Source organism: Exiguobacterium oxidotolerans JCM 12280, from assembly GCF_000702625.1.
GTDB lineage: Bacteria > Bacillota > Bacilli > Exiguobacteriales > Exiguobacteriaceae > Exiguobacterium_A > Exiguobacterium_A oxidotolerans.
In genome coordinates this window covers 1,221,052-1,243,975 of sequence record NZ_JNIS01000001.1, presented here as the reverse complement: position 1 = coordinate 1,243,975, position 22,924 = coordinate 1,221,052, and the positions used below count along the sequence as shown (strand labels likewise).

The following is a 22,924-nucleotide window of genomic DNA, read 5'->3' as shown; positions in this document are numbered from 1 at the left end:
GGTCTTTCAGACTGTAGACAAAGTGCTATCAGGAGAAAAAGTGTCTTTATTCGTTGCTTTCCTCGGGCGAGGCGCAAGCCGTTGCTCCTTGGTCCTTACGGACAACGAGCAGGGTCTTGCCTGCCTCTGAAAGTGCGTTAAAAACGCACTTTTTCCCGTAGGAGTCAACGAAACATGACGCTTTTTAGCTAATACCGTGACGGAAAGCCGGGCATGGAGACGTTTTAGAGCGCAATCCGTTTCGAATCGCTTAGAACCGCGAAAAGCAATCGGTCGCGACCCTGCAGCTTTGCTGTAGCGGCGCGGAAGATTGCCGCTTTGAAGACGAGGCGAGACAGGGAAGCGCGAACGGATTGCTTCTCGATACCGCATGTTTACGCTTCTTAATAGTTTGTCAATACGCTGAAAGACCTTTCCGATTTTTTCGGAAAGGTCTTTCTTTTGTGAACCAACTATTCCTTCAACGGGGCTTGGACAGAAGCGCTCATCTTCGTGAGTGTTTGACGTGGTAAGAGCCGCGTCAGGAAAACATAGAAGGCATTGCTTGCACCAGGAATCACGAGCGTCTTGCCTTGCATGTATCCATCGAAGGATAGCTTGGCGACGGTTGGCGCATCCATGATGCCGGGGCGTTTAAACAAACGGGAAGCAGACAGGCCGGCCGTCGCTTCGAAATCGGTATGGGTCGCACCGGGACAAACCGCCGTCACTTGAATGCCGTAAGGCGCGAGTTCTTCCGTCAAAGCTTCTGAAAAACTTAAGACGTAGGCTTTTGTTGCATAATAGACGGCTAAGAAAGGACCGGCCTGAAATGCTGCCGTCGAAGCGACTTGTACAATCCGACCTTGTATACCTTGGTCCCGCATACGCTGTGCATAAGTTTTCGTCAGATGAGTCAGGGCCCGGATGTTGATATCAATCATGTTGAGTTCGCGGTCGAGATCGGTCTCGAGAAACTCGCCGAACAATCCGAATCCCGCATTATTGATTAGGATATCGACCGACTGGTGTTGTGTCGCCCGAAGTAAGGCTTCGATGTGGACGGGCTGTCCGATGTCGTATGGAAAGACATCAGCCGTTCCTCCTTCTTGTTCGACGAGATATTTCGTCTCGAACAGTTTTGTGACATTGCGTCCAACGAGCAACAGATGGTCTCCTTGCATGCCATGTAACCGGGCGAGCTCGCGACCGATGCCTGCCGAGGCTCCTGTAATCAATACGTTCATAGGATCACGCTCCTGTTTCGTGGATTGAATTGATTAAAAAAGGGTATTAAAAGGGTATTAACTAGACGATAGCGTAGAACAAACAAAAAAGCGATTGAGCCGATGCTCAACCGCTTGGTCACTAGTGTTTGGATTAAAGGTAAGAACCGGCTCCGACGAGACGTGAACCCCAGTATCCTGATTTGAAGCTAGAGTATTTAACGCCGCCTGTTTCCGAGTTGACCATGCTTGTCTTACTTGTCGCGATACCGACGTGTTGGATGCCGCTACCGTGTGAGAAGAAGACGAGATCTCCCGGTTGAACGCTTGAGACGCTGACTTTCTTAGATGAAGAGTATTGTGAAGAAGACGAGCGTGGAAGTGTTTTTCCAGCTGCTTTCTTATAAACGTAGCTTGTGAAACCAGAGCAATCAAAACCGCGTGTTGTTGTACCGCCCCAAACGTAAGGCGTACCTTTATGTTTTGCTGCTTCGCTTAAGATCTTTGTACGCTTTGAAGAAGAAGTCGTTGTTTTCTTAGCTGTTGAAGTAGAAGATTTGTACGTTTTCGTATATTTCGAGTAAACATATCGTGTTTTTCCACCGTAAGAAATTTTAGTCCAGCTACCTGATTTTCCTTTATAAAGGAATGTTTGACCTGCGTTAACTTTACCGACGATTGAAGATTTTGTAGAGGCACCTGAGCGAACGCGTAATCCGTTATCTGTGATTTTGACTTTAGTGACCGTAGCTGCTTCAACTTTACCTGTTCCCACTGACGCAAAACCTGAAACCACTAATGCTGCTGTCGCGACCGATGCTAGAAAACGTTTCATATGTGAATTCCTCCATTTTAATTAAAATTTATGTGACCGAGTTATATAATGAAATCATTAAGTGTTTGTTTAGGCAGTCATCCTTACGACTTTGTAAGTTTTTCTCTGCAGGAATATCTTAGCATGCGGTCGTGTGAAAACGTTTTTTCAGTTCCGCTACAAAATACCGCTTTTTTGTAATATAACTGCAATAATATCGTGGAATATTACAAAGAAGAAATTTCCATTCGCTAAATCACGACGAAAGTGGTAGATATGTGATACCTTTAATTCACAAAAGATTTTTTTGCTTTATCATTAAATACGTTACAGAACTTTGCTGTTGAATTTATAAAGAATAGGTGAATGCATATGCCAACTGAAAAAACCGATAAACCAGAACGTTCCTATACACTTGCCCAACTCGGTAACCTGACATTGAAGGATTTATATGAAATTGCGAAAGCAAAAAATGTTCCGCAATACCGGGAAGCGCGGAAGCGTGAGTTAATGTTCAAGATTTTAAAAGCACAAGCAGAATCAACCGGTCTCTACTTCCTCGAAGGGGTGCTTGAAGTCATCCCCGGCAATCCACAGATGCAAAACGATGGTGGTTTCGGCTTCCTTCGTCCCATCAACTACTCACAATCCTCTGAAGATATCTACATCGCCGCTTCACAAATTCGTCGTTTTAATCTTCGTAATGGAGATGTCGTCACGGGAAAAGTCCGTCCACCGAAGGAAAATGAACGTTTCCAAGGTTTATTGAGCGTTGAAGCAGTGAACGGGGAAGCACCGGACACGGCACGAAACCGTTTATTCTTCCCTGCACTGACACCGATCTATCCCGATCGTTTAATGCGTCTTGAAACAGAACCGCGTCATCTGTCGGTTCGTGTCATGGACATGATTGCGCCAGTCGGATTTGGTCAACGCGGACTGATTGTCGCACCACCGAAGGCAGGGAAGACGTCCTTGTTAAAAGAGATTGCGAATTCGATTCAAGTCAACCATCCGGATGTTGAGCTAATCATTCTTTTGATTGATGAACGACCGGAGGAAGTGACGGACATCGAACGTTCCGTACCGGGAGCAGACGTCGTCAGTTCGACGTTTGATGAGACACCGGATAATCACGTCCGGATTTCAGAACTCGTCCTCGAGCGGGCGATGCGTCTCGTCGAGCATAAAAAAGATGTCGTCATCTTGATGGACTCGATCACACGTCTGACACGGGCTTATAACCTGACCGTTCCGCAGAGTGGGCGGACGCTATCGGGTGGGATTGACCCGGCTGCCTTCCATAAACCAAAACGTTTCTTCGGAGCAGCGCGGAACATCGAGCATGGCGGCAGTTTGACGATTCTCGCGACAGCACTCGTCGAGACCGGTTCGCGGATGGATGATGTCATCTATGAAGAATTTAAAGGGACCGGCAACATGGAGCTTCATCTTGACCGGAAACTATCAGAGCGTCGCATCTTCCCGGCGATCGATATCCGGAAATCCGGCACACGGAAAGAAGAGTTGCTCCTACCGAAAGATCAACTCGATGCGTTGTGGACGATTCGTCGGACGATGAATGAATCAAACGAGTTCGTCGACAGTTTCTTGCGCAAGATTAAGGATACGAAAAATAATGAAGAATTCTTCGTTGAACTGTTGAAGGAAAAGAAGAAGCCGATTCGCCGGGCAGCAGCTAAACCACGGACAATCAAAACAGATACACCGACTTGAAAATAGGTATTGCGAGACGATGAAAAATCGTTTAGTATAGGAAGGTAACTTACTCTGGCTCAGCAAATGAACCAGGGCGGAAGGAGAGAAATCAACCATGAAACAAGGAATTCACCCAAACTACAACAAAGTTGTATTTATGGATTCAACTACTGAGTACAAATTCTTAACTGGTTCTACTCGTTCTTCGAACGAAACAATCACTTGGGAAGATGGAAACGAGTACCCACTCATCCGCGTGGATGTGTCTTCGGACTCGCACCCATTCTACACTGGTCGTCAAAAGTTCAACGCTGCAGACGGTCGTGTCGATCGCTTCAACAAAAAATACGGCCGCAAGTAATTGCGACCTATCCATTAAAAAACAGCCTGTCTCCATCACTGGAGCAGGCTGTTTTTGTATAGACTGAACTGGGCGCGATACGAAAGATAGGTTTTTAAGATAAAAGATGAGCCGATGGCGCCGGCAATGCCGATGACATAGGGCAGTAAATCGGGATTTTTAGCGAACTGCTCAAAGACACGACTGAATGAGAAGTGGCGACCGAGGAAATAACCAGCCCCGAGAAAAACACTAATCCAAATCAGTGCGCCGGTATACGCGTAGGATGCAAAGATCCGGAAAGGCATTTTCGAGACGCCTGCGAAAAAAGCAGACAGCTGCCGAAGACCAGGTATGTAGTATCCGATAATCAGGACCGATTTGCCATAACGAAGAAAGCCGGCTTCTGCCGTTAGGATATGTTTTTCTGAAATGCGCATCTTCGGACCAATCCGGTGGAGCAGCGGCATTCCGAGTTTGAGACCAAGGAGATAACTGATCGTCATCCCGATACAGCTGCCGGCATAAGCGGCGATAATCGTTCCGATTAAGGGTAAATTGCCTTGATGCATCCAAAAACCGGACATGACAAGTAACGTTTCATCGGGAACGGGAAGCCCGACGATTCCACCTGCGAGTAAAAGCGCAAGTCCAAATGAACCATATTGGTGAAGTACTTCATGTAATATGTGATGGATCGGGGACACCTTCCTTCATAAATTCTTCTTCTATAGTGTACAGGAAATGAGGACTAGTTAAAACGACAAGGTGGGGAATCATGGGAATGAACGGATGGATTTTTGATTTCGAGAAGTCAACTCTTTTTCTCATTATCGATTCGGGCTATACTCGTTAAAGTGACTAATTTTAGAGGACGGTGTTTTTGCAATGATGCATGTAATAAATCAGTACGGATGGATTGAAGTGATTTGCGGAAGTATGTTCTCTGGTAAGTCGGAAGAATTGATTCGACGTGTTCGACGGGCACAGTACGGGAAGTTGCCGGTCCAAGTGTTTAAACCGGCGATCGACGACCGTTACCATGAAGAACATGTCGTCTCTCACGTCGGCAACTCTGTCATCGCGGTACCGATGGCGACGAGCCGTGACGTGTACGCGGCAGTCGCACAAGAGACACAAGTGGTCGCGATTGACGAAGTGCAGTTCTTTGATGATGAAATCGTCGATGTCATCGAGGCCCTCGCGCAAGACGGAAAACGTGTCATCTGTGCCGGACTCGATCAAGACTTCCGGGCGGAACCATTCGGTAAGATGCCAGAACTTCTCGCACGGGCAGAGTTCGTCACGAAACTGCAGGCGATCTGCCTGTCGTGCGGTGACCCTGCATCACGGACGCAACGTTTAATCGACGGTCGACCTGCCAACTACAATGATCCAATCATTTTAGTCGGTGCGTCAGAGTCGTATGAGCCGCGTTGCCGCCACTGCCATGAAGTGCCGGGGAAATCGCAAGCCCTGCAACAATGGAAGAAACAGCAACAGAACTGATGAAGCAAACGAAGGACTGACTCATCAGTCAGGACTACATCAATCAAATGGCCGATACGCCCATCATTCGAGGGGAGTATCGGCCATTTTTGTGCGCATTCATATTGTTTTGGACGGTTTAGACACGTATCGAAACAGTCTTCATTCCTTGCTTTTGCGTAGGGAAGACATCAACCGGTGTGGCTCAAACGACTATATTGGTGCACAAAGCGTGTTGCCTCGTGGACAATCGTTTCTTGATCATGATCGAGGGTCGCGACATGATAGGAGTCAAGCAGGCAATAGCTCCGTTTGTCCGTCGCACCGATGACTTGATAAAGGTAATCCGAGCTTTCAGGCGGGACGACATGGTCTTCGGCAGAATATAAAATAAGCGTTGGAATCTCGATGGTTGGTAAGAGCGGACGTGTCTCGTCAATCAAGGTTAAAAGTTCCGATGCGCAGACGACAGGGACCTGGTCATAGATGATTTCAAACGCTTCACGTTTAATGTCTGGGGTACTTTCTTTCAAGTAGCGTGGACAGTCTTCGAAAGATAATGCTTCATAGGCAGGAATCGATAACGCTGCATTGATCGTAATCAATCCGTCAGCAGGTAATCCTTCCGCGACGAGGGCGAGGGCAAGTGTCGCACCCATCGATTGTCCGGCGATGAAGATGGACGAACAATGATTGGTTAAGACGTCGAACCCTTGACGGAGGCTCTGTTTCCAATCTTCGGCAGTCGACGCTTCGAAATCCTGGATACTCGTCCCGTGCCCGTCGAGGCGCGGAGCATACACAGTGAACCCTTGGGCGGCAAAATATTCTCCGACAGTGCGGACGCTTTGAGGGGTTGCGTTAAAACCGTGAGACAGTAAAATACCGATTGGACCTCGTTCAATCAAAAAATCTTCTGCGCCACACAGAACAGGTGATGATGAATTCATAAAGGGTTCCTCCTTCTATTAAAAAACTCGTAGTGCTTTAGGCGCACTACGAGTTTATCGTAAGTATCATCCAAAGCATCGGCTTTGCTGGTCGGAGCACCTTGCATGTTGCAGGTTGCCGTGGGTTCGTAGAGCCAGATCTCTCGCCCACTCTTGATATATCGTATAGGAATTGTCGGAATAATCATTGTGAAGAGAATAGCATTGATTGAAATACGTTGTCAAGACGTTAAAAAGAAGTCGAAATTGATAAACTGGGTAATTTGGTTTAATTTTGAAAATATGGTTGACTTGAGAACAGAATCCCCGTAGTGTAAGCAGTAGATTCACGACATAAGAACGACTTGAAACATCACACATATGAACTTCATACCGCAGCACTTATCGAGAGAGGTGGAGGGACTGGCCCTACGAAACCTCGGCGACAGACTTCTTACGTCGTACTGTGCCAATTCCATCAGACGTTTGTCTGAAAGATGAGCTGAGCGGATTCTGCCTTAGTGCAGATGAGAGGACCCTTTTCTTTTAAGAGAAGGGTCCTTTTTTGATGTTTTTCTAAAAAAGAGAATGAAATACAATTCATTTTGTATTTTAGAATGACCTATGCTAATCTTGAGCTGTATAACTCAATAACCAGTTCTTCGGGGTAGGGTGAAAATCCCAACCGGCGGTGATGCGATCAATGGATCGACGAGCCCGCGACCTGCAGTGTACGCACTGTGGCTGACTTGGTGAGACTCCAAGGCCGACGGTAAAGTCCGGATGGGAGAAGGACGAAACAATGCGCTTGCCGCCATTTTCTGAAAAAATATGTTCAGAGAAGGGTCTGTTTCTGTATGCAAAAAAACAGAAACACGAGACGCTTATTTCGTCAATCCTTCAATCGCGACGCCCCTTTTACAGGAGGCGTCTTTTTTGTTGAAAGGAGCGAAAAAAATGGAAATATTCATGAGTTATGCGATGCAACTAGCACACATGTTAAACGGTCAAACGAGTCCGGATCCGAGTGTCGGCTGCGTCATCGTCAAACAGGGACGAATCGTTGGATTTGGGGCCCACCGTTATGCGGGAGGACCCCATGCCGAAGTCGAGGCGCTCCTTATGGCAGGTGAAGCAGCACGCGGAGCAGATCTCTACGTGACGCTCGAACCGTGCAATCATCACGGTAAAACACCGCCGTGTACGGAAGCGATTCTAAAAGCCGGGATTGCCGGCGTCTTTGTCGCGACAGAGGACCGGCACGCGCTCGTCGCAGGAAGCGGCATCACACGTCTCCGGGAAGCGGGACTTGACGTCGAAGTCGGTCTATTAAAAGACGAGGCAGTGGCACTGTATGAACCATTTTGGACGGCGATCGAACGAAAACGTCCGCATGTCACAGTGAAAGTCGCCCAAACGATGAACGGGACGGTCGCGACGGGTGAACAACGCTTTATCACTTCAGAAGTGGCGCGCGCAGACGGACGTCAGTTACGCGGGACGCACGATGCGATTCTCGTCGGAAGCGACACGGTAATTGTCGATGATCCGGCACTGACGTTGCGCAGTTCGACCGGCATCGAACCGGTCCGTGTCATTGTCGATCGGCGCGGGCGCCTGACTGAAACATTCCAAGTCTTAAACGATGGCTTGAATCCGACGTACTGGCTGACGGAACAGCCGCGTACGACAGAGCGCGAGAACGTGACGGTTTTCGTCGGGACGTATGCGACACCGGACCAAATCCTCGAACTTTTATATGAACAAGGTATTCGCAGTCTGTTGATTGAAGGCGGTCCCACGATTCAATCCGCATTTTTAGAAGCGGATCTCGTGGATACGATCGAACTCTATCAGGCACCGTCCCTCTTCAGTGGGACAAAATCTCTGACGACGGCACACGACATCGAAGACCGTTTTAATTTAGTGAATATGAAACAAATCGGACCGGACGTCCATCTCCAGTATGTACGAAAGGAGAGGGTGACATGTTTACCGGATTGATTGAAGAACTCGGCACATTAAAACGAAAAGTCCCCCGGGCGAACGGATTGGCGCTGGAAATTGAAGCGACAGCAGTGCTTGACGGCACGAAGATTGGCGACAGCATTGCCGTTGACGGGATTTGTTTGACGGTGACGGCGATGACGAAGAGCGGATTTACGGCAGATGCCGTCCATGAAACGATCCGGGCGACATCGCTGCAGACGTTACGAGTCGGGACAGCCGTTCAACTCGAACGTGCGATGCCGGCGAATGGACGGTTCGGGGGTCACTTCGTCAGCGGGCATATCGACGGAACGGCTCGTTTTCTCAGCCGGCGACCAGACGGTGAAGCGATGGAATACCGTTTTGAAGCAGGCGATTGGAGCAAGTACTGTATTCCGAAAGGATCGATTGCAATCAATGGGACGAGCCTGACGCTGCAACATGTCGGAAACGATGCGGTGACGATTTCATTGATTCCCCATTCACGCCAAGTCACGACGTTCGATTGCTTGCAGACGGGTGCCCTCGTCAATATCGAATGTGACTTGATGGCGAAACATCTCTATCACTTTACGCAGAAGGATGCGAAGACGGACTGGTCGGCATTTTTAGGAGGCGAAGTATGATGAACGGATTTGATTCGATTGAAGAAGCAGTGGATGACTTAAAACGCGGACGACCGATCATCGTCTGTGACGATGAAAACCGTGAGAACGAAGGGGATCTCGTGTTACTTGCGGAACATGCGACACCCGAGATGATTAACTTCATGATCACTTACGGCAAAGGACTCGTCTGTGTCCCGGTCAGTCCGGATATCGCAACACGACTCGAACTCCGGCCGATGACAGATGTCAACACAGATCCGCACGGGACGGCCTTTACGATCAGCATTGATCATGAAGATGCGAAAACCGGCATCAGTGCAGAGGAACGGGCAATGACGATTCAGCGGATGTTGACGGATGGTCCAAAGCAGTTCAAGCGTCCCGGACATATCTTTCCGTTAATCGCGAATGAAGGCGGCGTCCGCGTCCGGCGTGGTCATACGGAAGCAGGGATTGATTTGGCACGGCTCGCGGGAAGCGCCGAAGCGGCCGTCATCTGTGAAATCATTTTAGAAGACGGGACGATGGCACGGGTCGATGATTTAGTGACGTATAAAGCAGAACATGATTTAAAAATGATTACGATCGATGCTCTCGTCCGCTATCTCGAGCGCCCTGTCCGCCGTGAAGCGGAAGTCTTGTTACCGACGACGCACGGGGCGTTTCGGATGCTTGGGTATACGACACCTGACGCCAAGGAACATGTCACGGTGCTATCAGGTGAAGCAGAAAACGGGATGCTCGTCCGGGTTCATTCCGAATGTCTGACGGGTGACGTCTTCGGGTCCAAACGGTGTGACTGCGGTCCGCAACTCGATGCGGCGCTCGACCGGATTGAACAAGAAGGTGGTGCTGTCCTCTACTTGCGTCAAGAAGGGCGAGGGATTGGTCTGATGGCGAAGCTGAAAGCCTATGAGCTCCAAGAACAAGGACTCGATACGGTCGAGGCGAACCATGCGCTCGGATTTGCAGCCGACTTACGCGACTACGCCGTCGCAGCAGCGATGCTTCAGGACCTCGGTGTCACGAAAATCCGTTTGATGACGAATAACCCGGATAAACAGCAAGCGCTCGAAACGTACGGCATCACCGTGCTGGAGCGGGTTCCGCATGAAGTACCGGCAAGTTTAGAAAACCACCAGTATCTCAAAACCAAACAGACGAAGCTCGGGCATCTGCTCGATCTCGAAGGAGGAAATTAAGATGGTATACGAAGGATTTTTAACGGGCGAAGGACTACGGGTTGCGATCGTCGCGGCACGATTCAATGAATTGATCACATCTAAATTAGTCGGAGGAGCAAACGATGCCTTCCGTCGTCACGGTGTCGCAGCGGATAACGTCGATACGGCGTGGGTGCCGGGCGCATTCGAAATTCCGCTCGTCGCGGAGAAACTGGCGAAAAGCGGTAAGTATGATGCGATCATCACACTTGGTGCCGTCATCCGCGGTGCGACGTCGCATTACGATTATGTCTGCAATGAAGTCGCGAAAGGTGTCGCCGGTGCGTCGCGTGAGACGGGTGTCCCGATCATCTTCGGTGTATTGACGACGGATTCAATCGAACAGGCTGTCGAACGGGCCGGCACGAAAGCAGGGAACAAAGGGTATGAGTCGGCGGTCTCTGCCATCGAGATGGCGAACTTGTTACGCAGCTTTCAGTAATGTTTCTCTATCGGATGTAAAACGGGGACGGACGTAAAGGTCAATCCGCCACCTGTTAGATCGTTCAAAAGGAATCACTCGTTTTACGCGACTCCTCCAGGAAAGCGCGTGAAATGAGCGATTCCTTTTTGAGGTCGTGCCCCTCTTACATGCGATAGAAAGTTTTCTGTTTTTTGTCAATAATTCATGGTCACGCATACACGGGATGGTATAACCACCGTATAATAATAAAAGTACGGAAAACTTAGAGGTTTGGAAGAAAGGGGGGCGAATGAACATGAAGCGGATTCATTACGTGTACGGCGTTCTTTTATTTAGTTTGAGCTATTATAGTTGGATCTGGTTTTATGCCGATCGACCGGAACTGGCATCGTGGGGGAATAACATTTTTTCTATCATAGGCTGTATAGCTGCAACATTATTCTTACTGCACACATATCGAACGAATGGTCGGGACCAAGGTCGGTTTTTTCTCTATCTTGCTTTCGGAACAGGAAGTTATCTGATTGCGGAACTGATTTGGATGTCTTATGAAAATATCCAACAGGTTGCCGTTCCTTTTCCCGGTCTGCCGGACCCTTTTTATATGTTGCAATCGTTCTTTTTCTTTATGGCATTTCTTCATTTGATTCGAAAATACGTGACGAAACACCAATTGATTCGATTCGTGTTTGATATTTTAATCGTCATGACTGTCGCTGTGACATACAGCTGGTTTTTCTTGGTTCGTCCTTCTTTAGCGGATGGGCAAGCGTCGACAGCGGAAAACTTCGTCGCGTTCGCGTATCCGATGAATGATGTCGTATTGCTGTTTTGTGTCATCAGCATCTACTTCTTAATCGAAAAACGACAAACTGTCACACGACCGACCTGTTTTTCCTTTTTATTAATTGGAATATTAATTCAGATTATCGCCGATACCATTTTTCTATATATGACGACCATCCATGGATATGAGAATACCGCAGCGATTGATCCGTTATTCATTTTAAGTTTATTGTTAGTCGCGATTTCCGGTCACGCGGGAGAAGTGACGATGGAACATATCCGAGTCGATCAGGAAGAAAGGCAATCCTTGCATCTCGGGCGGTTATTTTTACCGTATTTCCTCGTACTTCTATTGTTTTCAACAATGCTGTTTTATGCGCAACGGGGAGATGCCTTAAATGGATTGATGATTGGTTGCGGGGTGACGATTCTCTTAATTTTAGTCCGGCAAATTTTAATGATTTTAAGTAACCATCAATTGATTCAAGAAATCCACCATAAGGCGGACGAGTTGGAAGAGAGTAAGGAACGTTATGAATCACTCTTTACGTATCATCCGGATGCCGTTTATTCTCTTGATTTGAAAGGACAAATCGAAAGTGCGAACCCATCATTCGAAAAACTGACGGAACATTGTGAGAGCGAGTTGATTGGTCGGTCGTACGATCAATTGCTTGGACAAGGGACTTCTGCCATGGTGGATCAAGATAAGATGAGCGCTGAACAATTCGAGACGGTGTTTCGAAAGGAAGGTGGCAACAATGTCCTGCTCAGCGTGACGACAATTCCGATTCGTGTCCGAAAACGACTTGTTGGTTTGTTCGGCATCGGTCGTGACATCACAGACATGCGGAAAAATGAATTGAAAATCCATCAGCTTGCGTACTATGACCACTTGACGAAAGCGGTCAATCGAAAGTATTTCGAAGAGATGTTACACCATTTAGTCGAGCAAGAACAAAGTCAAGAAACAATCATTCTCTGCTTCATCGACTTAAACGATTTTAAACTCGTGAATGACTCGTTTGGACATCACATCGGCGATCAATTGCTGATTCAAGTCGCAGAACGCTTACGCCGCGCGACAGAAATCGAAGATGTCGTCGCCCGACAAGGGGGCGATGAATTCACGGTCATTCTCCGTCATATCGTGTCGGAAGAAGGGGCGAGAACCCGGACCGAGCGCCTTCTTAACCAGTTGAGCATCCCGTACAATATTGAAGGGCTTGAAGTCGTCTCGAGCCCGAGCATCGGAGTAGTTCGCCATCAAAGAACGGAACCGAAACATGTCGTGACGTTATTAAAACAAGCGGATTTAGCGATGTATCAGGCAAAGGCAAAAGGCGGAAAAACGGTCGTCTTCTTTGATGATATTGCGGAAGCGGCGTCCTACCGGCTACGACTTGAGTCGGAGCTCCCCCATGCAATCGAGACAAATCAACTCGTCTTGTGCTATCAACCTCAAGTCGACACGATCACGTATCAAATGGTCGGTGTCGAGGGGCTGGTCCGCTGGAATCATCCCGAGCTCGGAATGATTTCACCGAACGATTTCATTCCCCTCGCGGAAGAAGCGGGGATGATCATTCGTCTTGGTGAATGGGTTTTACGTGAAGGCTTTTTGCAGGCGAAACGCTGGGAGGATAAAGGAATCGAGTTGAAGGTCGGTCTGAATGTCTCGATGCAACAGTTTCATCATCCGACGTTCGTACTGACACTCGTTCGTCTCGTCAAGGAAACACAAGTCAATCCGAGACAAATCGACTTAGAAATCACGGAAGTGTCAGCAGTCGAAGACATCGAAGAGACGGTCGAGACGATGCATCGGCTGAAACAGCTCGGATTCACGATTTCGATCGATGACTTTGGGACAGGGTATTCTTCGCTGTCCCGTCTTGTTGATTTCCCGATTGACACGCTGAAGATTCCGCGTGAATTCGTTCAAAAAATCAATATCGAGGCAAGTGGGTACTCGATGATTTCTTCCATCATCCACCTCGCCCAATCCCTGAACTTAGCTGTCATCGCGGAAGGGGTCGAAACGCTTGAACAAGTCAACGTCTTAAATCAATTAGCATGTGAGCGAATGCAAGGCTATTATTTTGGACGTCCGATGCCGCCGCATGAGATTGAGCCACTTTTGTACCGGGATTTGACCTGAAACAGCAAAATGCGGTTTGAAACTTTTTCCAAACGTCTCTCGTAGACAGGAGTAAATGAGGAGGAGATAGTAATGATGAAAAAACGAACCGGTGTGTTGGCGCTAGCCGTCGTCTCATCGATTGGTCTTGCCGGATGCAGTCAAGACGACCTGTCGAATAGCGAACTGCTGAAAAAAGCGACAGCGGCGCAAGACGACATTCAATCGTTCCATATGGACAGTAAGATCTTTTCTGAAGTCGGTGGCATGCCGATCAGTCAAGAGGTCTCTGCTGATGCCATTCAAAAACCATTCGCGATGCATCAGACGATGAAGATGAAAAATGTCGAAGATGGTACGGACATGGTCGTTGAAAGTTATATGCTCGATGACAAGATGTATGTGCAGCAAGAGGACAACTGGATTGTTCAGGATCTATCCGATTTCAATGAAATGATGGAGTCGCCTACATCGACGGAACAAAATTTAAAGTTGTTGAAAAAGTATAAGGACAACTGGACGGCTGAAAGAAAAGACGACGTCTATCAAATCGATGTGAAGTTAAAAGGGGATGACCTGAAAAACTTCATGCAAGAAGCGCTCGAACAATCAGGACAGATGGCGCAGATGAAAGAAATGATGGATCAAATCGATTATAAAAAGATGGACTATACGATGACGTACGATGCCAAAACGTATTATCCGAAAACGCTCGACATGGAGATGGAGTTTGAGATCGCAGAAGGAACTTCGTTTAAGATGACAAACGAATCGACATTCTCGAAATTTAATACCATCGAGTCGATTGAGTTGCCGGAAGAGGCGAAAGAGGCCCAAACGATTACTGATATGAACCAATGATGAATAGCCGATTTCCCGCGATGTGACAAGTCGGAGGAAGTCGGCGTTTTTTTATGTGTGGAACATCTCTGAACGGGGAACTTAGGAAATAGGGTTGACAGTATTCTGTCAATTCTGAAAAAATGGGAAAGTCTACATAGGAATTGCAGAGGGGGGAAAAGCATGGGAACGTCATTCACTGAGTGGGTAAGTTCGGTGTCGAATTTGGTTTGGGGGGCACCGTTACTGATCCTATTAGTCGGAACAGGCATTTACTTAACGATTCGTTTAGGATTCATTCAAATTACAAAACTTCCTTATGCGTTAAAGCTCGCGTTTACGAAACAAGAGGACTCAAAACAATCGGAAGGGGACATCAGTCATTTTCAGGCATTAATGACCGCACTGGCAGCGACGGTCGGTACGGGGAATATCGTCGGTGTCGCAACAGCCGTCGTCCTTGGGGGACCAGGGGCGATCGTCTGGATGTGGTTATCCGGATTATTCGGCATGGCGACCAAATATGCGGAGGCGATTCTCGCCGTCAAATACCGTGTCGTCGATGAAAAAGGGCAGATGGCCGGGGGTCCGATGTACTATCTTGAACGGGGGCTCAAGCAAAAGTGGCTCGGGGTTTTATTTGCCGCTTTCGCTTCGATTGCCGCTTTCGGGATTGGTAACGGGGTTCAAACGAACTCGGTTGCGCTCGCGATGAAGTCAACGTTCGATGTACCGCTCTACGTGACCGGAATCGTCTTAATGGTTGCAACGGGTGGCGTCATTTTGGGCGGTGTCAAATCGATTGGGAAAGTCGTCAGCTTTTTTGTGCCATTCATGATTTTCTTTTATGTCGGAAGTGGTTTATTGATCCTAATCATGAACTACGACTTGATTCCAGCGGCATTTTCAACAATTTTCAGTAGCACGTTCTCCAATGAGGCGATTACGGGTGGTGCAATCGGGGCAGCGATTCGTTACGGTGTCGCCCGAGGCGTCTTCTCGAATGAGGCGGGTCTCGGTTCAGCACCAATCGCGGCTGCTGCTGCGAAAACCGATTTCCCGGGACGACAAGCACTCGTCTCGATGACACAAGTCTTCCTCGATACGATTCTCGTCTGTTCGATGACAGGATTAACGCTCGTCATGGGTGGAAAAATCGGGACCGGATTAGAAGGAGTCGAATTGACGACTGCAAGTTTTGAAGTGTTCCTCGGTCCGACCGGAAAGTATATCGTCACGATTGGACTTGTCTTGTTTGCCTTTTCGACAGTCCTCGGCTGGTCGTATTACGGTGAAAAATCGATTTATTATCTCTTTGGTCAAAAATCAATCGTGCCGTACCGCGTCGTATTTGTTCTCGTCGCCGGACTGGGCGCGATGACGACGAACTTGAACATGGTTTGGGCCATCTCGGACGTCTTTAACGGTTTGATGGCAATACCGAACTTGATTGGTCTGCTTGGTCTGTCCGGCGTCGTCATTGCCGAGACGAGGTTGTTCCGCGAACAGCTGAAAAAAGAACAGGCAAATCGAAACGCCTCCTAAATCCAAAAGCGATCATTCCTTTCGGATGTGAATCCGACGCAGGAATCAAATCACAACCCATTAAAAGGCCGACGCTTCCGACTTTTCACGGAAGCATCGGCCTTTTCTATACAAGCCTTATCGTTCACAAGGGAAAGGGAGGCGGATTTCCGGATCATATACTGGAAATCCACCTCCCTCTATTCATTTTAAGTCGTTAAGTGGTCCGGTAGAACATGACCGACTCATATGGACGTAATGTGACGTTGCGCCCATCTTGTGCGACATCAGGATAGTTCTGAATCAATACGTCGGCGTCCGACATCGTCTCTGGTAACGTGAACGTCGTTTCTGAACTGTAGAAGTTCGAGAGGACGAGTAGCTGTTCGTCCTCTGTCGTTCGTTCGTACGCCCAAATCGACAAGTCGTCCGGTGTGAGAAGACGATACATTCCGTTCGTCAACACGTCATATTGTTTTCGTAATTGAATCAACTTTTTATAGTGATGGAACACCGAATCAGGATTAGCGACGGCCGCTTTGACATTGATGTCAGTATAGTTCGGAGCGACGTCGATCCACGGCGTTGCTTCTGAAAAACCGGCGTGAAGCGTCGTATCCCATTGCATCGGTGTTCGGGCGTTGTCGCGTGATTTTTGGCGGATTGCCGCAAGGATCTGTTCAGGTGCTTCGCCCTGAGCAATTTTTTCTTCATAGAGATTCAATGTTTCGACGTCACGATAATCTGTAAGATCCGTGAAATCCGGATTCGTCATCCCGATTTCTTCACCTTGATAAATATACGGTGTGCCTTGTAGACCGTGTAACGTCGTCGCGAGCATCTTCGCACTTTCGACGCGGTAGACGGTATCGTCACCGAAGCGGCTGACGACACGGGGCTGGTCGTGGTTGCACCAAAAGATGGCATTCCACGCCTTGCCCTGCATCCCGACTTGCCAGTCCGACATGATTCGTTTCAATTCGAGAAAGTCGAATGGCGCGGCTGTCCATTTTTGACCGTCCGGATAGTCGACTTTTAAATGGTGGAAGTTAAAGGTCATCTTCAACTCTTCCTCGCTGACATGTGAATATTGCCGGCAATGATTGAGTGTCGTCGATGACATCTCACCGACCGTCATCAAGTCATGACCTTCAAACACACGTTGATTCATTTCCTGAAGGTAATCATGGACTCGAGGGCCATCCGTATAAAACGTTCTGCCGTCTCCAGTCGGATCATTTGGGAACGATTGATCCTTCGAGATGAGATTGATGACGTCCAGGCGGAATCCACGGACTCCTTTATCGCGCCAAAACTGCATCATCTGATAGATGTCTTCGCGAAGACGTGGGTTTTCCCAGTTGAGATCGGCTTGGGTTTGATCGAACAAATGAAGATAATATTTGCCAGCGACTTCATCAAACGACCAGGCCGGGCCACCGAACTTCGATTGCCAGTTGGTCGGTTCATCCCGCCAAATGAAATAATCATGATACGGACTGTCGGGATTCCGTCCTTGCTTAAACCAGTCATGCTCTGTTGAACAATGGTTGACGACGATATCCATCATCACCGCTAAATCACGTTTCGTTGCTTCCGCAAGCAGGTCATCAAAGTCTTGCATCGTTCCGTAAGAGGGATCGATTGCATAATAGTCGCTGACATCATACCCATTGTCATTTTGTGGTGAGGCATAGACAGGCGTCAGCCATAAATAACCGATGCCGAGTGACGCGAGATAGTCGAGTTTTTCCGTGACGCCACGGAGGGTGCCCGTCGCTTTTCCTTCTGGGCTATAAAAACTTTTCGGATAGATTTGATAAACAGCGGATTTCCGCCAGTCGGTCGTTGTGAGCGTCATACAAGTCACACCTTTCTAAAAACAGTTACGCAGCATCTTTGAGTGCCGCTTTTCGTGCGCGTTTCGTTGAGACGTAATGGAACAGGAACGTACAGACAATCGGGATGACAATCGCGATCACCATACCGATGATGAACGATAAAATCGATCCGGGAACGATTGAGATGAAGGCAGGTAAACCACCGACACCGATTGCAGGAGCTAAGACACCACTTACAGCGATGAAGGAAGAAGCGATCGCTGATCCGACGAGTGCTGCATAAAATGGATACTTAAAGCGTAAGTTGACACCGAACATCGCAGGTTCCGTAATGCCGAAGTAAGCGGAGATAGCGGACGTCGAAGCCATGTTTTTATCATTGGCGTTTTTCGCGAGGAAGAGCATGGCGAGCGTTGCTGATCCTTGGGCGATATTCGAGATGGCGATCATCGGCCAGATGAAGGTTGAACCGCTTTGTCCGATTAGTTGAAGGTCGACGGCGATGAACATATGGTGCATTCCCGTGATGACGAGTGGCGCATAGAGGGCACCGAATAACAAAGCACCGAGCAATGGTACAGCTTCAAACGTATTGACGACACCGATCGTGATCCAGTCGCCGAGCTGACGCGTGACGGGACCGATGACAGCAAGGGCAAGGAAACCTGTTAAAGTAATCGTCGTAATCGGAACGACAAGGAGCTGGATTGCATTCGGTACGCGTTCCTTGAGCCATTTTTCAATCGTACTTAAGACATACGCTGCTGCGAGTACAGGCAAGATTTGACCTTGGTAACCGACTTTTTCGATTTCGAAGAGACCGAGTATGTTGAACGTCGGAATCTCGCCTTTTAACGCACTTTGTCCATAGTTCCAAGCATTCAAGAGGTCCGGGTGAACAAGCATCAGTCCCATGACAATCCCGAGAATTTCACTCCCGCCAAACCGTTTCGTTGCCGACCAACCGACCAGTGCCGGTAAGAAGACGAAGGCGGTATTCGCCATCATGTTGATTAAATCCCATAACCCCTGGAGGTTCGGGTAACGTTCGATCATCGTTTTTCCGCCGAACTCGATCCCGAAAAGATTGTTGATCCCCATCAAGAGACCAGCGACGATGATGGCAGGAATGATTGGCATGAAGACATCGGAGAAGACTTTAATCAGTTTTTGGAACGGATTCATCTTAGAAGCACCGGACGATTTAACGTCGGCGATGGTCGTTGCTTTTAATCCGGTCAATTGAATGAATTCAGCATAGACACGGTCGACATCCCCCGCGCCGATGACGATTTGATAGACACCGGCATTCAAGAACGCCCCTTTGACGAGCGGGACTTCGAGTAAGGCATCTTGTTCGACGAGGCTTTGATCTTTCAGTGTCAGGCGAAGCCGCGTCACACAATGGGCGGCTTGTTCGATATTATCTTTCCCACCGATTCGTTCGATGAGTTGTTCAGCAATTTGACGGTAATTAGGTTTCATCTCGCATTCTCCTTTTGGCTTGAACTGAAGACATCACTTGAAATGAAAACGTTTTCTTATCTGCGCAAATTCATCTTAACTTATCTATATAAGTTAAGTCAACAACTTATATAGATAAGTTTGAAATGATTGAAAAAGAAGGGGGCTTCGATTCTTTCTGAATCGAGAAAAAAACCGCCTCTCCGACAAAATCGGGAGGCGGTTTAAGACTGTAGACAACGTGCTATCGGGAGATCAAGCGTTTGTTTTCGTGGCGTTCCTCGGGCGAGACGCAAGCCGTTGCTCCTTGATCCTAACGGACAACGAGCAGGGTCTTGCCTGTCTCTGAACGTGCGTTAAAAACGCACTTTTCCCCGTAGGAGTCAACGAAACGTGACGCTTTTCAGGTCATACCATGAGGAAAATCCAGGCATGCAAACGGTTTAGAGCGCAATCTGTCTCGAATCGTCTTTTGAGCGGCCATCTTGCGGTCTATCGACGCGCGATATCCGTAAATTGAAATTTATCGAGACGATGGCGCGATTCCGTATGTTCGAAATGTTGTCCTTCGTAATAATAGGTGTCATTCGTGATGACGATGACATGCGTCGTCCCTTCTAAGTCGAGTTGTGCCCGATCTTCTGCTGTCGCAGGTTGCGCTTCGATTTTTCGTTTCGCATAGCTGATTTGCCGGTTCAACGTTTGTTCGATATACGTATAAATCGAGCCGGAAGCGACCGCTGAAGTGAGTCCTGGGACGAGTTCTGTCACGAAGTGGTTGATGTCCAAAATGACGCGTTCACCGTCGATGATCCGAACCCGTTTGATTCGTGTGATCGATGTTCCTTTTTTTACACTGAATAACTGAGCGAGCTCATCCGTCGCATCGATGACGTCGCAAGACAAAACGTCCGTTTCAACTTCGTGTTGTCCCATTTTTTGATGGGCTTCCGAGAAGCTGACGATGCCATTGAACTGAAACTCAATCGCATCTTGACTCAAGACGAAGACGCCTTTGCCTTGTTGTTTACGAACAAAGCCTTTTTCGAGCAGCGCATCGATTGCCTTACGGACTGTCCCGCGACTCGCAGAGAATTCTGCCATCAATTCCGTTTCTGACGGTAATTTCGTTTCAGCAGGTAATGATCCATCCTGAATCCGGGCGGCGAGTTGTTGGGAAATTTGAAGATATTTTGGCATGGGTGTAGACCGTCCTTATTTAAAAGATTTGAAACAAGTGTAGCACGGATTCAGCGACTCCACCCAATCATCCGGCGGTAGGAACTGAAGGCAGGCCAGGCAAGAATCAAGACGGCGAGCCAATACAGGATTTGATTCTCGGACGAAATGACGCCGATGACGGCAGCGAGTATGAACGTCGTATAGACCGTAAAGAGAATGATGAAAAACGGATGCGACTTCGGAAAGACGGTAAAGCGACCGAGTCGCTCGTTTTCGCTATGCACATAAAGCTGGCGGCTGATGACGAGAAGCAGGATCGTCAAAGCAGCGCTGTAAATCGCAGGACCGGTTAAATCATTCGATTGGAACAACAGCGGGAACGGGGTTGTGACCGTCATCAAAAAATCCAGTGACGATGTGAAATCATCCTTAAGTCCGAAACCGAGTGTCGTGACGGCAGCGATGGCAAAAAACGTGAAGTAATTCAAAAAGAACAGGAACATCCCGATTAAGAGCTGACCGATGATATCACCCGCAATCGTTCCTGCGAACAAGAAAATGGCGAATACGGTTATATCGAAGATGAAGAATTTAAAAAAGTCATACGTGAGATCACTCAAAGTGACGTAATCAAACGGATGGATGCCGCCGATGCCTTGTAAGATGAACCAGCTCGAGAAAAAGCCGAGGATTGGAATGATGATCAATACGGCGGCCCCGATACTCAACTTAATGAAGAATAGATGTTTTTTATGAATCGGTAAGGCATGGAGGATTAAACTGCGTCCGCTGCCCCGTTCTTGACCAACCATCAAAATGGCGAATACGGCAATCAAAAGCGCTCCGAAACCGGCGAAAATCGGGCTGACGAGTACAGTTTGCAAGAGATTTGGTTTTGCATCAAGACGATACGTATCGAAATTCTCGATGGCGGAGAAACTGCTAAAGCCGTAGCTGAAGATTGCGAGTAAAAAGAACGTCGCGAGCGGCCAAATGCCTTGTTTGATATGATAACGAATCAATTGTTTAATCATGACGATTTCCTCCGAACGTTCCTAAAAAATAGTCTTCCATCTGGACCGGTAAGGCGTCCTTTAATAAGGGATTCGTCTTCTCTAAGTAAAGCTTTCCTGCATCCGATAAGACGAGCAAGGTGACGACGCGTCCGGTTTGTGTCAGGACATGGATGTCATGATGCGTCAGTTCCGGAACCGTCTCGTAGACGACTTGCCACTTCTGCATGCTCGCTTTTGCATCGTCGAGCGTCTTCGGTTCCTTGACGAGGTGCTGTTCGATCGTCATCACGCGGTCCGCGAGCGAATCGAGTTCCTCGAGTTGGTGTGAGGCAATCAAGACGGCTGTCTGACGTTCTGTCAGTAAAGAGACCAGTTGCTGTAAGTAGTTGCGCTTATTAATCCGGTCGAGTCCGTCTGTCGGTTCGTCGAGTAACAAAACAGGGGCGTTCGTCGCAAAGGCGAGTTGCAGCAAGAACAATTGCGCCTGTCCTTTCGAGAGCGCCGTCACTTTCCGACCACGATCGAGGTTCGACGAGCGACAGTAGTTTTCGATGTAGGTCCGTTCGAAGTTCGGATAAAAAGCCTGATAAAACTCAATCAGCGACCCGAGTGTCATCTGACGGTAGACGCCGATGGAATCGGGAACGAGAAACAGATGCTTTCGTGCTGCCGGGACGTCGTGGATTGACTGGTTGTTCCATTCGACTTTCCCGCGCGAGGGTTCGAGTGCCCCGACCAGTGTTTTCAGTAACGTCGTTTTTCCAGCGCCGTTTCGTCCAATCAATGCTGTGATCGTACCAGCAGGCAATGTGAACGAGGCGTTTTCATAAATCATCGTCGAATCGATTTGTTTTGTTAAGTGTGACACGGTCAACATGATGAATCCTCCCTGTGTTGTATGAGTAACTGATAAAGTTCTTCGTTCGAAATCGATAGTTCATTCGCGACAAGGCAAAGTGTCGTGATGTGCTCTTGAATGGCAGCTTGTTTGACTTGGTCAAGCGGCAAGTCCGAGACGAAGGAGCCTTTTCCTCGCATCGTCACGATGAAGTCGCGGCTTTCGAGTTCCTGATAAGCACGGGAGACAGTGTTTGGATTGACGAGTAACGTGCTCGCAAGATCGCGGACCGACGGCATCTGTTCGCCTGACCGTAGGATTCCCCGCGCAATCGCGCGGATGATTTGTGTGACCAGTTGCTCGTAAATCGGGAGCGGACTTTTCGGATCAACGGTATACATCCTTCCACCTCCTTAAGTGTATTAATTCAATTAGTACACTAATTATAGGAAAAGGACTGTCTGACGTCAACTACCGGTCTGACGACAGAACTGACGGTTGCGAGGAGGTCTTGCTACTGACGTTCTAAATATTTGCTATACTGACGATAGAAG

General features: G+C 48.2%; 20 protein-coding genes and 3 riboswitches. Of the genes, 10 read left to right on the top strand and 10 right to left on the bottom strand.

The annotated features are described in order from the left end of the window. Positions 1-452: 452 nt before the first annotated feature. A complete protein-coding gene (locus tag P403_RS0106255; protein ID WP_029331796.1) occupies positions 453-1,226 on the bottom strand; it encodes an SDR family NAD(P)-dependent oxidoreductase in 774 nt (257 codons plus the stop codon). 133 nt (positions 1,227-1,359) lie between these two features. Then, positions 1,360-2,040, bottom strand: a complete 681-nt coding sequence (locus tag P403_RS0106250; protein WP_029331795.1) for a C40 family peptidase — start codon at positions 2,038-2,040, stop codon at positions 1,360-1,362. A gap of 351 nt (positions 2,041-2,391) precedes the next feature. Here P403_RS0106250 and rho point away from each other — a divergent pair, with 351 nt between their 5' ends. Then, a complete protein-coding gene (rho, locus tag P403_RS0106245) occupies positions 2,392-3,756 on the top strand; it encodes a transcription termination factor Rho (RefSeq protein ID WP_029331794.1) in 1,365 nt (454 codons plus the stop codon). Between the two features lie 97 nt (positions 3,757-3,853). Next, positions 3,854-4,099, top strand: coding sequence for a type B 50S ribosomal protein L31 (locus P403_RS0106240; RefSeq protein WP_012371588.1), 246 nt, complete (start codon positions 3,854-3,856; stop codon positions 4,097-4,099). Between the two features lie 35 nt (positions 4,100-4,134). On the opposite strand, the gene P403_RS0106235 is transcribed toward P403_RS0106240, so the two are convergent. Next, entirely contained in the window at positions 4,135-4,785 is a 651-nt protein-coding gene (locus P403_RS0106235; protein ID WP_029331792.1) for a DedA family protein, read from the bottom strand. 184 nt (positions 4,786-4,969) lie between these two features. Here P403_RS0106235 and P403_RS0106230 point away from each other — a divergent pair, with 184 nt between their 5' ends. Continuing rightward, the gene (locus tag P403_RS0106230) at positions 4,970-5,587 is read left to right on the top strand and encodes a thymidine kinase (RefSeq protein WP_034801409.1); all 618 of its coding nucleotides are present in this window, start codon (positions 4,970-4,972) and stop codon (positions 5,585-5,587) included. 170 nt (positions 5,588-5,757) lie between these two features. Here P403_RS0106230 and P403_RS0106225 read toward each other — a convergent pair whose 3' ends face one another. Next, complete coding sequence (locus tag P403_RS0106225; RefSeq protein WP_029331789.1) at positions 5,758-6,516, bottom strand: alpha/beta hydrolase; 759 nt, start codon at positions 6,514-6,516, stop codon at positions 5,758-5,760. 60 nt (positions 6,517-6,576) lie between these two features. Further along, a riboswitch (SAM riboswitch) is annotated at positions 6,577-6,679 on the bottom strand. Between the two features lie 215 nt (positions 6,680-6,894). After that, a riboswitch (SAM riboswitch) is annotated at positions 6,895-6,999 on the top strand. Between the two features lie 150 nt (positions 7,000-7,149). Beyond that, positions 7,150-7,294: riboswitch (FMN riboswitch) on the top strand. 158 nt (positions 7,295-7,452) lie between these two features. Between P403_RS0106225 and ribD the strand changes: the two genes are divergently transcribed. The 7 genes from ribD to P403_RS0106190 all read left to right on the top strand — a co-directional run bounded on the left by ribD (position 7,453) and on the right by P403_RS0106190 (position 16,050). Continuing rightward, positions 7,453-8,499 carry a bifunctional diaminohydroxyphosphoribosylaminopyrimidine deaminase/5-amino-6-(5-phosphoribosylamino)uracil reductase RibD gene (ribD, locus tag P403_RS0106220; protein WP_029331787.1) on the top strand — a complete coding sequence of 349 codons (1,047 nt, stop codon included), beginning with the start codon at positions 7,453-7,455 and terminating at the stop codon, positions 8,497-8,499. Beyond that, positions 8,484-9,110 carry a riboflavin synthase gene (gene ribE / locus P403_RS0106215; protein WP_029331786.1) on the top strand — a complete coding sequence of 209 codons (627 nt, stop codon included), beginning with the start codon at positions 8,484-8,486 and terminating at the stop codon, positions 9,108-9,110. Before ribD ends, ribE begins: the two co-directional genes overlap by 16 nt. Further along, positions 9,110-10,294 carry a bifunctional 3,4-dihydroxy-2-butanone-4-phosphate synthase/GTP cyclohydrolase II gene (locus tag P403_RS0106210; protein ID WP_029331784.1) on the top strand — a complete coding sequence of 395 codons (1,185 nt, stop codon included), beginning with the start codon at positions 9,110-9,112 and terminating at the stop codon, positions 10,292-10,294. Before ribE ends, P403_RS0106210 begins: the two co-directional genes overlap by 1 nt. A 1-nt stretch (position 10,295) precedes the next feature. Next, complete coding sequence (gene ribH, locus P403_RS0106205) at positions 10,296-10,757, top strand: 6,7-dimethyl-8-ribityllumazine synthase (RefSeq protein WP_029331783.1); 462 nt, start codon at positions 10,296-10,298, stop codon at positions 10,755-10,757. 277 nt (positions 10,758-11,034) lie between these two features. Beyond that, a complete protein-coding gene (locus P403_RS0106200) occupies positions 11,035-13,686 on the top strand; it encodes a putative bifunctional diguanylate cyclase/phosphodiesterase (RefSeq protein ID WP_235195185.1) in 2,652 nt (883 codons plus the stop codon). A gap of 72 nt (positions 13,687-13,758) precedes the next feature. Further along, a complete protein-coding gene (locus P403_RS0106195) occupies positions 13,759-14,526 on the top strand; it encodes a DUF6612 family protein (protein WP_152638911.1) in 768 nt (255 codons plus the stop codon). Positions 14,527-14,688: 162 nt separating this feature from the next. Beyond that, entirely contained in the window at positions 14,689-16,050 is a 1,362-nt protein-coding gene (locus P403_RS0106190) for an alanine/glycine:cation symporter family protein (protein WP_029331780.1), read from the top strand. 196 nt (positions 16,051-16,246) lie between these two features. Here the strand turns inward: P403_RS0106190 and treC are convergent, their stop codons facing one another. From treC to P403_RS0106160, 6 genes are all read right to left on the bottom strand, one after another. After that, positions 16,247-17,890: an alpha,alpha-phosphotrehalase gene (gene treC, locus P403_RS0106185; RefSeq protein ID WP_029331779.1), complete on the bottom strand. Its 1,644-nt coding sequence runs from the start codon at positions 17,888-17,890 to the stop codon at positions 16,247-16,249. Between the two features lie 25 nt (positions 17,891-17,915). Beyond that, entirely contained in the window at positions 17,916-19,355 is a 1,440-nt protein-coding gene (gene treP, locus P403_RS0106180; protein ID WP_029331778.1) for a PTS system trehalose-specific EIIBC component, read from the bottom strand. Positions 19,356-19,826: 471 nt separating this feature from the next. After that, positions 19,827-20,534 (bottom strand): trehalose operon repressor, encoded by a 708-nt coding sequence (treR, locus tag P403_RS0106175; protein WP_029331777.1) that lies wholly within the window; start codon positions 20,532-20,534, stop codon positions 19,827-19,829. A gap of 50 nt (positions 20,535-20,584) precedes the next feature. Then, complete coding sequence (locus P403_RS0106170; protein ID WP_029331776.1) at positions 20,585-21,550, bottom strand: hypothetical protein; 966 nt, start codon at positions 21,548-21,550, stop codon at positions 20,585-20,587. Then, positions 21,543-22,409: an ATP-binding cassette domain-containing protein gene (locus tag P403_RS0106165; protein ID WP_029331774.1), complete on the bottom strand. Its 867-nt coding sequence runs from the start codon at positions 22,407-22,409 to the stop codon at positions 21,543-21,545. The genes P403_RS0106170 and P403_RS0106165 overlap by 8 nt, the downstream gene beginning before the upstream one ends. After that, positions 22,403-22,771, bottom strand: a complete 369-nt coding sequence (locus tag P403_RS0106160) for a GntR family transcriptional regulator (protein ID WP_029331771.1) — start codon at positions 22,769-22,771, stop codon at positions 22,403-22,405. Before P403_RS0106160 ends, P403_RS0106165 begins: the two co-directional genes overlap by 7 nt. Positions 22,772-22,924 lie beyond the last annotated feature (153 nt).